This is a genomic window from Pollutimonas nitritireducens (genome assembly GCF_002849615.1).
GTDB classification, from domain to species: Bacteria; Pseudomonadota; Gammaproteobacteria; order Burkholderiales; family Burkholderiaceae_B; genus Pollutimonas; species Pollutimonas nitritireducens.
In genome coordinates, this window is record NZ_PDNV01000001.1 from 509,549 (window position 1) to 518,519 (window position 8,971).

The 8,971-nt window shown below is 55.1% G+C and carries 8 protein-coding genes; 2 read left to right on the forward strand and 6 right to left on the reverse strand.

From position 1 onward, the window contains the following. Nucleotides 1–73: 73 nt before the first annotated feature. Nucleotides 74–1,720, reverse strand: a complete 1,647-nt coding sequence (locus CR155_RS02420; RefSeq protein WP_102068385.1) for a sigma-54 interaction domain-containing protein — start codon at nucleotides 1,718–1,720, stop codon at nucleotides 74–76. Nucleotides 1,721–1,995: 275 nt separating this feature from the next. Between CR155_RS02420 and CR155_RS02425 the strand changes: the two genes are divergently transcribed. After that, nucleotides 1,996–2,817 carry an enoyl-CoA hydratase/isomerase family protein gene (locus CR155_RS02425; protein WP_102068386.1) on the forward strand — a complete coding sequence of 274 codons (822 nt, stop codon included), beginning with the start codon at nucleotides 1,996–1,998 and terminating at the stop codon, nucleotides 2,815–2,817. A 45-nt stretch (nucleotides 2,818–2,862) separates the two neighbouring features. Here CR155_RS02425 and CR155_RS02430 read toward each other — a convergent pair whose 3' ends face one another. The 5 genes from CR155_RS02430 to CR155_RS02450 form a co-directional block, all read right to left on the reverse strand. Further along, complete coding sequence (locus CR155_RS02430; protein ID WP_102068387.1) at nucleotides 2,863–3,840, reverse strand: Bug family tripartite tricarboxylate transporter substrate binding protein; 978 nt, start codon at nucleotides 3,838–3,840, stop codon at nucleotides 2,863–2,865. A 34-nt stretch (nucleotides 3,841–3,874) separates the two neighbouring features. Next, nucleotides 3,875–5,023, reverse strand: a complete 1,149-nt coding sequence (locus CR155_RS02435) for an acyl-CoA dehydrogenase family protein (RefSeq protein ID WP_369406162.1) — start codon at nucleotides 5,021–5,023, stop codon at nucleotides 3,875–3,877. A gap of 111 nt (nucleotides 5,024–5,134) precedes the next feature. Then, nucleotides 5,135–5,605, reverse strand: coding sequence for a MaoC/PaaZ C-terminal domain-containing protein (locus CR155_RS02440; RefSeq protein ID WP_102068389.1), 471 nt, complete (start codon nucleotides 5,603–5,605; stop codon nucleotides 5,135–5,137). Between the two features lie 43 nt (nucleotides 5,606–5,648). Beyond that, nucleotides 5,649–6,827 carry a thiolase C-terminal domain-containing protein gene (locus CR155_RS02445; RefSeq protein ID WP_102068390.1) on the reverse strand — a complete coding sequence of 393 codons (1,179 nt, stop codon included), beginning with the start codon at nucleotides 6,825–6,827 and terminating at the stop codon, nucleotides 5,649–5,651. After that, nucleotides 6,824–7,261 carry a Zn-ribbon domain-containing OB-fold protein gene (locus CR155_RS02450; protein WP_233213839.1) on the reverse strand — a complete coding sequence of 146 codons (438 nt, stop codon included), beginning with the start codon at nucleotides 7,259–7,261 and terminating at the stop codon, nucleotides 6,824–6,826. The genes CR155_RS02445 and CR155_RS02450 overlap by 4 nt, the downstream gene beginning before the upstream one ends. Before the next feature lie 302 nt (nucleotides 7,262–7,563). On the opposite strand from CR155_RS02450, the gene CR155_RS02455 reads away from it, so the two are divergent. Continuing rightward, a complete protein-coding gene (locus CR155_RS02455) occupies nucleotides 7,564–8,709 on the forward strand; it encodes a CaiB/BaiF CoA transferase family protein (protein WP_102068391.1) in 1,146 nt (381 codons plus the stop codon). The last annotated feature ends 262 nt before the right edge of the window (nucleotides 8,710–8,971 follow it).

Below are 8,971 nucleotides of genomic sequence, written 5' to 3' on the forward strand. Positions count from 1 at the left end.
GTAAAAGACATTTGCCGGGAATGGGGGGCAGTAGAGCGCCCGTTATAGGCGCACTGCGTACTGGTTAAGCTACTTAAGCCACTGCAATTTCAGCGAGCCGCTTGTAGAGATAGGCGCGAGAAATACCAAGATCCTCGGCGACTTTTTTTTTGTTGCTGCGGTGCCGGACCATGGCCTCGCTGATCATGGTCCTTTCAACTTCATTTACCGCATCCTGTATGCGCCGATGACGAGACCCAACTCGGGTGGTCGGTGCACTAATCCCGCTTGTCGCCTCACTTGGGGCAGCGTCTTCCAGCAAGCCGCCGGTCATACGAAAATCTTCAACGCGCAGTTCAGGTCCATCGGAAAAAATCGCCGCTTTTTCGACTTCATGAAGGAGCTGTCGTACGTTGCCTGGCCACGGTTGCTCTTGCAAAAAGGGGTAGACTCTTTTATCGACCCGTTTCACGGGCATGCGGTGGCGATTGGCAAAGGCAAGCAGAAAACGCGGTACCAGTGCGGGTATATCGTCCAACCGTTCGCGCAAGCTCGGCATGCGGATGGTAACGCCACTAATTCTGTAATAAAGGTCCAGCCTGAATGTGCCCTCGTTAATCATTTCCTGGAAGCTGCGATTGCTTGCGCAGATGAGTCTGAAATCTGAGTGATACACGCGATTGCCGCCGACCCGCTCGAACATGCCGTCCTGCAATACACGCAGCAGCTTGACTTGAATCTCCGGGGCCATATCACCGATCTCGTCAAAGAACAGGGAAGTCTTGTCAGCTTGCTCGAACTTGCCTTTCCGCCCTGATTTATCAGCACCCGTGAATGCACCTGCTTCGTACCCGAATAGTTCGCTTTCTACCAGACTGCTCGGCAGTGCCGCCGCATTAACAAAGACCATGCGGCTCTTGGAGCGCGCGCTCAAGCCGTGAAGCGCTTGTGCCGCTAGCTCTTTACCCGTTCCGCTTTCGCCCACTATCAAGACGGGCACATGCATTGGAGCGACCTTCATAATGTCGGCCTTCAGCTGTCGTATTGCATCGCTTTCACCGATCATTTGCTCGAGGTCGTAAGCGTTCTGCTGTATGCCGGAAAGCTCGCTCTTGTAGAAGGCAACCTGCGAGCGAAGCTTGCTGACCTCTTGCGACAGCTCATGGACTGTCGTGGGCCCCTTGAACATGACTTGCCCAATTGCACCTACGATCTTTCCATTTTGTTTGATGGGCACGCGTGAAACTACCCGTGTGATGCCGCCCATTTCCTGCAGCTTTCCAATTTCGGCCTTGCCGCTCTGGACAACCTTGTGCAATTTGGTATTTTCGATGACTTCGGTGACGTGCTTGCCGATTGCCTCGCCTCGCTCTAACCCAAAGAACTTCTCGTGCACGGGTGGCATAAACCGAATACGTGCCTGGTCGTCAACCAGTACAAGGGAAAGATATGGACTCTCGACAAGATAAGTAAGCACCGCTACGGCAAAATCCACACTGGCCACTAGTCCGAACAGCGTGGACTCGGAGTCGACTGCTTCTATCAAGAAGACGAACTCGTCACCCAGGCTACGGTAAACCGCGATGTATTTCCCTCCTTCATTTAAGGCGACTATGCCACTGCCTTGACCACGGCCCGTCTCGAGCTCCTGCAGCAGCTGGCGTTGTATTGCCGGATTCGCCGCCAAGCCGCTCGCGTAAGCCACCGACTTTTGGTCGTTGAGAATTAACACACCCGCCATACGTTTCCTTAACTTATCAGTGATTTGTATGATTTGTAAACACAATCACGTCCCTAAACGTGCGTGTATAGAATACACAAGGGGGGCCGTCTCGGCTAGCCCTTATAACGATCCTTGAAAACGCAATTCCTGAGGTAGACCTGCTCCTGGGGGCCATTAGGTTCGTCAACTGGCATGAGTTTTGCTTTTTTAGGTACGGGAAGTCTGGCATCGCCAGTAACCACAGTCGCCTTTGCCGGCAGCTGAAGACGGATCAACAATATAAGGAGACCTTTATGGCGCAGGAACTGATACGAATCGAAAGAGATGGGTCGGTACTCATCATACGACTGAGTAACGCTAAGAGCAGAAACTCGCTCACGATAGAAATGCGTGAGGAACTAGGCGAGGCGGTGGATCTTGCCGCCAATGATCATACCGTCCGCTCGGTGTTCTTGACCGGAGATGGACCCACCTTTTGCTCTGGCGGCGACTTGAAGCATTTGCAAACCGCGTGCGATCCTTGGCCCGTACACCGCCGTTTTCGTAGTCTGAGCCGATGGCTCACGCCACTGATAACACTCGATAAACCGGTGGTCGTGGGCGTTAACGGACATGCAGTGGGCGGTGGTATGGGCTTGGCGCTCACGGGGGACGTCGTCATCGCGGGCGAGAGCGCTAAGTTCATGTCCGGATTTTTCCGGCTCGGCGCCATTCCTGACATCGCGATCATGTACCACTTGCCCCGACTGATCGGCATGGCGCGCACCAAGAATTTCTTATTTAGCGGAGGCAGCTTTTCCGCACACGAGGCGGCTGAGCTTGGCCTGGTGTCAAAGGTGGTCTCTGACGTAGAGCTCTACGAAACCGGCCTGCTCGAGGCAAAACGGCTGGCCGAGGGGCCGGCTGAAGTGATGGGGCTGGCTAAGATAATCATGGCGCGAAGCTTCGAAACGTCTTTGCATGACATGCTTGCCTTCGAGGGATTCGGCCAGGCCTTAGCCATGTCCAATCCGGAATTTCGGGAAGGTTTGTCGGCGGCATTGACGCGTCGGCCTGCCGACTTCGTCGGGGCCGCCGCCTCAGCCAACGCGCACTCGAATGGGAGTCAAGAATGAGCGTCGGCGAGTAGCCAGCTTACGGGACAAGCCGGCTCGAAGTTACTAATCGACCTTTGCGCCGGTCTTATCGATAACCTCTTTCCAGCGAAGGGTTTCAGCCTTCATGTACTCCGAAAATTGCTCGGGCGAACCGGGGGTAACGTAACCACCAATGGCCTTGATATTTTCTGATACTTCGGCGGACAGGATAGCTTGATTACTCGCCTCATTCAGCTTTTGAATAATCAGCTTGGGCGTTTTGGCTGGCGCAAACACCCCGAACCAAGGCTCCGCAACATACCCCGGAACTCCCGCCTCAGAAGCAGATGGAACATCTGGAAGCACGCTGCTCCTTTGTTTCGTCGTGACCGCCAAAGGGATAAGTCGGTCCGAATTGAAAAATGGTAAACCTGCAGAAAGCGTCGTGAGAACGACTGGTACATGTCCGGCAATGGCATCCGTGATGGCTGGCCCTTCGCCTTTGTAAGGAACGTGCGTAATTTTAATGTCAGCCATCGAATTAAATAGCTCGCCACCAAGGTGCTGAGCGGTACCGTTTCCACCCGATGCGAACATAAGGGAACCTGGGCTCGATTTAGCCTTGGCAATGAGCTCTTGCAGGCTACTAATGCCGAGCGAAGGATGCACAGCAATAACATTCGGCACAGCAGCAACAAATGCGACCGGCGCGATATCGCGGCTTGCATCGTAAGGCATTCTTCTGAATAGGCTGCCGTTGACTACTAACGGTCCGGCCGCCGTGAAGCCGATTGTGTAGCCGTCTGGATTAGATTTCACTACCAAATCGACGCCGATATTTCCACCCGCGCCGGGCCGATTATCTACCACAACTGGTTGACCTAAGAGATCTGATAGTACCTTGGCGTAGGAACGCGCCAACATATCGGTGGGTCCGCCTGCCGAGTAAGGCACGATGATCTTTATGGGCTTAGAAGGGAATTCTTGTGCAGCAGCGCTTTGGGCAAAAACCAGCCCCGATGCGACTGCTATCAATAGATTGACAGCCTTGTATTTCGACATAGTCTCCTCTTTCTTTTAATAAATTAGAACGACATCACAAACCCATTTGCTTGGCGATGACTGACCGCATGATCTCGCTTGTGCCGCCGCCGATCGGCCCGACCCGGCTGTCCCGGAAGTACATTTGCATTTCGTGATCGTTCATGTAGCCCGCTCCGCCCATGATCTGGATCCCCATGTCTGCGCAGCGCACGTTGTTTTCACACGCCAGCACCTTCAACATGGATGTATGCATGGTTGGGTTCTCGCCAGCGTCCAGCATGTCGGCCACGCGGTAGAGCAGGGACCGTGAGCTTTCGGCCATGATTTGCATGTCAGCGAATTTGTGGGATATGGCTTGGAACTTTGAGATCGGCTCACCAAACTGCGTCCGATCTTTGGCATATTGGGCTGCGTAATCGATAATGCGCGCCATGTTGCCGCAAGCTGCCGCCGCAAGAGATAAGCGCTCGAAGTTCAGGCCGCGCATCAGCGCTTTCCAGCCGCCGTTCAGCCCACCCAGAATTCTGCTTTTGGGCACCTTGACCGCGTCGAAATACACCTCATTGGTATGAATCATCTTGCGCCCCAGGCCCTTGAGCGGTCGGATCGTGATGCCGGGTGACTTGGCGTTCACCAGGAACAAGGTGATGCCTTTATGTCCGGCGCCAGGGTCAGTCTTCGTGGCAACCACCAAGTGGTCAGCTACATGCGCGCAGGTGATGTAGACTTTTTGGCCCGTAATGATGTAGTGATCACCATCTTCTTTGGCGGGGGTCTTGATTGATGAAACGTCGGAACCGGTCTCGGGTTCGGTGATACAAAGTGCCAGTCGAATATCACCCTTAATCAATCCCGGAAGTATTTCTTGCTTCAGCGCCTCTGAACCGCCATGTTTTACTTGCATTCCACCGTACATGACGGTCGTCAACCAAGCGGATGCAAGCTGAGCGTTATGGTATGCGACGGTTTCAACGAATACTGTGAAATCCTTCCATGACGCGTCGGCGCCGCCATATTCGGCTTCATGAGGCAGCCCTAACCATCCTCCATCCGCCAAGGCTTGATATGCCTCGAAGGGGAACTCATACGCTTCATCGAGCTCTCGAATTTTATTGCTAGGCATGACTTCAGCCAACATAGGCAGAATGCTCTCGCGGATCATCTTTTGCTCTTCCGTGAGGCCGAACTCCGTATTATTCATTATCGACATCTCTTGTTTCCCACGTTGATTCGTTTGGTCTGGCGCGACGGTGTCGCGCCAACACCGTTCACCTTGGAGCGCCGTCCTCTTCGGCCAGCGCTCCAAGGCTCATCATGCCTGCGGGCGGCGGCGATACAGCAATGTGGCAGTCATCTCCTGTGCGACGGTGCCGTCCTGCTTAATGCACTGTCGCTGGAAGCTGACGACGCCGCGATCCGACTTGCTCGATTCTTTTTTGCTCAGTACCCGCGAATGCAGGCGGATTGTGTCGCCATGCTTGACGGCATCAAGCATCTTCCAGCCATCGATCTGTAGCAAGGCCAGCAGCGTTCCATCGTTGATTCCACTGGCATATTGCAGGCCTCCCATGATCGCGTAGACCAGCGGACCGTGCGCGATGGGCTCGCCGAACTGCGTGGTCTTGCAGTATTCGAAGTTCGTATGTACTTCGTTGAAATCGCCCGACAGGCAGGCAAAGTTCACGATATCGGTCGACGTGATGGTTCGAGCTGGGCTGACGAATTCCTGGCCGATTTCAAAATCTTCGAAGTAGCGGCCACGGGGCTTTGGATTTTGTGTCATTTTTTTCCTTGGTTGTCCAGATTTAAGTTGATCGAGATCTCGTTCATCCCTTGTCGTTGGCGAGGATGAGGGTGCAATGTGAAGACAGGATCCCGCCTTCGTTATGTACCAGGGCGACTTCCGCGCCCTCGACTTGGCGTGCGCCCAAGCCACCGCGCAACTGGCGCACGGCTTCCACGATGCCAAAGAGTCCGCCTGCCGCGCCTGCGTGGGCGTGCGAGAGCATGCCCCCATGTGTATTGATCGGTAGTTTGCCGCCGATCCGAGTATTGCCCTCCACTACGAACGGGCCACTTTCACCACGGCCACAGAAACCGAGCTCTTCGAGTTCGATCATGGGCACGATGCTGAAGCAGTCGTACAGCTCGGCAAAGTCCATGTCTTGCGGACCTAGGCCCGCCATTTCGTACGCGACGCGCCCCGACTCGGTGGCGCCGAATTCTGTCAGGCTGGGTGCACACATCAGATGCTCGTGAGTATGATATTCGCCGATGCCCTGCAGGTAGATGGGCTTGGACTTGAGGTCACGCGCACGCTCGGCCGAAGTCACAATAAACGCACCGCCCGCGTCCGAGATCAGGCAGCAGTCGAACATGCCCAGTGGGTCTGCGATCGGCTTGGCCGACAGCACCTGCTCTACTGTCAGCGGCGTCTTCATGTGGGCATTCGGATGCAGCAGGGCGTGCTGACGCGTCTGGACGGCCAACTGAGCCATTTGCTCGCGGGTGGTTCCATACACGTGCATGTGGCGCTGCGCGATCATGCCGTAGTAGCCTGGGATCGATCCACCGTAGGGTTGTTCGAAATACGGGTGACCCACCGCAAGCAAAGCGGCCATGGCGGCGTCACGTGTTTGCCCTGTCGCGCGGTTCTCACCGGCACAAACCAGTATGGTTTCTGCCTGGCCCGATGCGATAGCTTCAGTGGCATGCTTGAGCATCACGGCAGGGCTGGCGCCACCGACTACCATCGATGCGTTGTATTTGGGCTTAAGACCTAAGTATTCACACAATACGGAGCCCAACATGAAGTACGGTTCAGTAAAAGAATAGGCTGTCAGCAAACCGTCGATGTCGGACACCTTCAGTCCAGCATTATCCAAAGCGCGCTTTGCTGCTTGTGCATTCAGTCCCAGGCCCGTCATATGCGGCATGCGGCCAATATCGGACTCGCCGACACCGACAATGGCTACTTTGTTTTTGAGTGATGCAGGAGATTTCATGCTGCACCTCCATTGGAGGCGCGGACAAACTGAGGAAGTAATGCACCGTCGCCACGATCCTCGAACGTTAACGTTACGCGATCGCCGATCTGGACCGACAAGGCATCATTACCCAGGATGTTGGCCATCATGCGCGGCCCCTCATCAAGATCGATCAAGGCGGTGACGTACGGAACCTTGTGGGCGAATGCCGGATCGGAAACTCGACGAATAATCGAAAAGCTGTGAACCGTTCCCTTACCCTTACTGTCGACCCACTCAAGCTGGTCGGACCAGCATTCGGGGCACATATGACGCGGCATGAAGTGCAGTGCGCTACAGCTGTTGCACTTGCGAATAACGAGGCGACGCTCGCGAGCCGCATCCCAGTAGGGCTGGGAATCGGCGTTAGCAATAGGTTTGGGTAAACCTGGACTCATGGCTTTCGTGGACATCCATTTCTCCGTAAGTGAATTTTCAGTACGGAAGTTTAAGCAATAGGTGTGCCAACAACGGGATCACCTTAGCTGGTTGTGGTAAGCCGTAGCTCTCCGTCGCGAGTGTCTTCCATACAGGCACTCTTGTGCCCAGGGCAAGCATTCTTGCCCGACAGGGACCACGCCTTGCGCTCGCTCAATGGTGGAACCATTGGCACCGTTTTTGCTTTATGGTCTCAGGACGGCATGCCTCACTTTCAAACGAATAGAGGTTGCGTCGATCATGAAAGATCAGTGCATAAAATTTTGAAAGGAAAGGTATGTCCAAGAAGATCAATTCCAGAAGGCCCCTGTCGGATTGCCGAGTTCTGGATTTCAGCAATCTGCTTCCCGGCCCTTTTGCCACCCAGATCTTGGCGGAAGCGGGTGCACAAGTCATCAAAATTGAACGCCCCGACGGTGGAGACGAGCTGCGCGCGGGCCTGCCCAGATGGGGTGATACCAGTTTGGGTTTTGCACTGCTCAACGGCGGCAAAAGGAGCATTGCGATCGACCTGAAGTCGTCCGGGGCACTTGAACAAATTTTGCCCTTGGTGCGCGAGGCCGATGTGCTGGTCGAACAATTCAGGCCCGGCGTTATGGCTCGTCTCGGCTTGGGTTATGGCGACTTGAAGGAGATCAACCCTCGGCTCGTATATTGCTCCATAACCGGCTATGGCCAGGACGGTCCTTCGGCCCAGGTGGCGGGGCACGACCTGACCTACATGGCTGAATCGGGGCTGCTGTCTTTGTCCCAGGGGGCGGATGGTTCTCCCACGCTACCACCGGTACTCGTAGCCGATATCGGCGCGGGTACGATGCCAGCTGTGATCAACATCCTGCTTGCGCTGCGCAGCAGGGATGTGACTGGCGAAGGTAGCTGGGTGGATATTTCCATCACCGACAATCTTTTTGCCTTTCCCTATTGGGGTGTTGCGCGGGGAGAGCGCTACGGGGACTGGCCTAAATCAGGGGGTGAAAGATTAACCGGCGGCTCGCCTCGCTACTATATTTATCAAGCCAGTGACGGTCGCCACATCGCCGCGGCCCCGCTGGAACAACGCTTCTGGAACGTGTTCTGCGAGGCTATTGGCCTTGCTGCCCATTGGCGTGACGACAGTAAGGATCCAGCAGGCACGCGGGACGCGGTTGCCGAAATTATCGCTTGCCACGATAGTGCACACTGGCGAAGCGTTTTCGAGGGCAAGGACGCATGTGCTGTTGTCGTCAGCACCTTGCGGGAAGCCGCTGACCATTCGCACTTTCGCAGCCGCGGTTTATTTGACAGGCGCATCAGCGACGGCAACGACTCGGCACCGGCATTGAAAGTCCCGTTGGATCCGCAGTTCCTGCGCGAGAAAGCGGCATCGGACTGGCCTGTCCTCGGAGAAGGAAACGGTTTGCTTGAACACTCGTTCACGCTGTGAAAAGCCGTTCCGCGGTGGTCCAGCCGCTCGACGCATGCCGGAGATTTACGGTGTTAAGCACGCAAGTGTTGAAGCAGCTTGCTGCGGCACGACCGAATCACCCACCTACATTTTCAACTTAATCAATGACCTCCAGAGATGGTATGGACGCCTCCCACCTCAAGTGAGTGACGAGGCCTAAGAAGGAAAGCAGACGTAAAGAGGGCCTCGCATCAACGGCATCAATGTGCCAAAGTGGAGTTTGTAATCAACCACTTAGAGA

Bases quoted from the DNA above. Each gene is read 5' to 3' on its own strand.
- CR155_RS02420 (WP_102068385.1), bottom strand. From the start codon at position 1,720: ATGGCGGGTGTGTTAATTCTCAACGACCAAAAGTCGGTGGCTTACGCG.
- CR155_RS02425 (WP_102068386.1), top strand. From the start codon at position 1,996: ATGGCGCAGGAACTGATACGAATCGAAAGAGATGGGTCGGTACTCATC.
- CR155_RS02430 (WP_102068387.1), bottom strand. From the start codon at position 3,840: ATGTCGAAATACAAGGCTGTCAATCTATTGATAGCAGTCGCATCGGGG.
- CR155_RS02435 (WP_369406162.1), bottom strand. From the start codon at position 5,023: ATGAATAATACGGAGTTCGGCCTCACGGAAGAGCAAAAGATGATCCGC.
- CR155_RS02440 (WP_102068389.1), bottom strand. From the start codon at position 5,605: ATGACACAAAATCCAAAGCCCCGTGGCCGCTACTTCGAAGATTTTGAA.
- CR155_RS02445 (WP_102068390.1), bottom strand. From the start codon at position 6,827: ATGAAATCTCCTGCATCACTCAAAAACAAAGTAGCCATTGTCGGTGTC.
- CR155_RS02450 (WP_233213839.1), bottom strand. From the start codon at position 7,261: ATGTCCACGAAAGCCATGAGTCCAGGTTTACCCAAACCTATTGCTAAC.
- CR155_RS02455 (WP_102068391.1), top strand. From the start codon at position 7,564: ATGTCCAAGAAGATCAATTCCAGAAGGCCCCTGTCGGATTGCCGAGTT.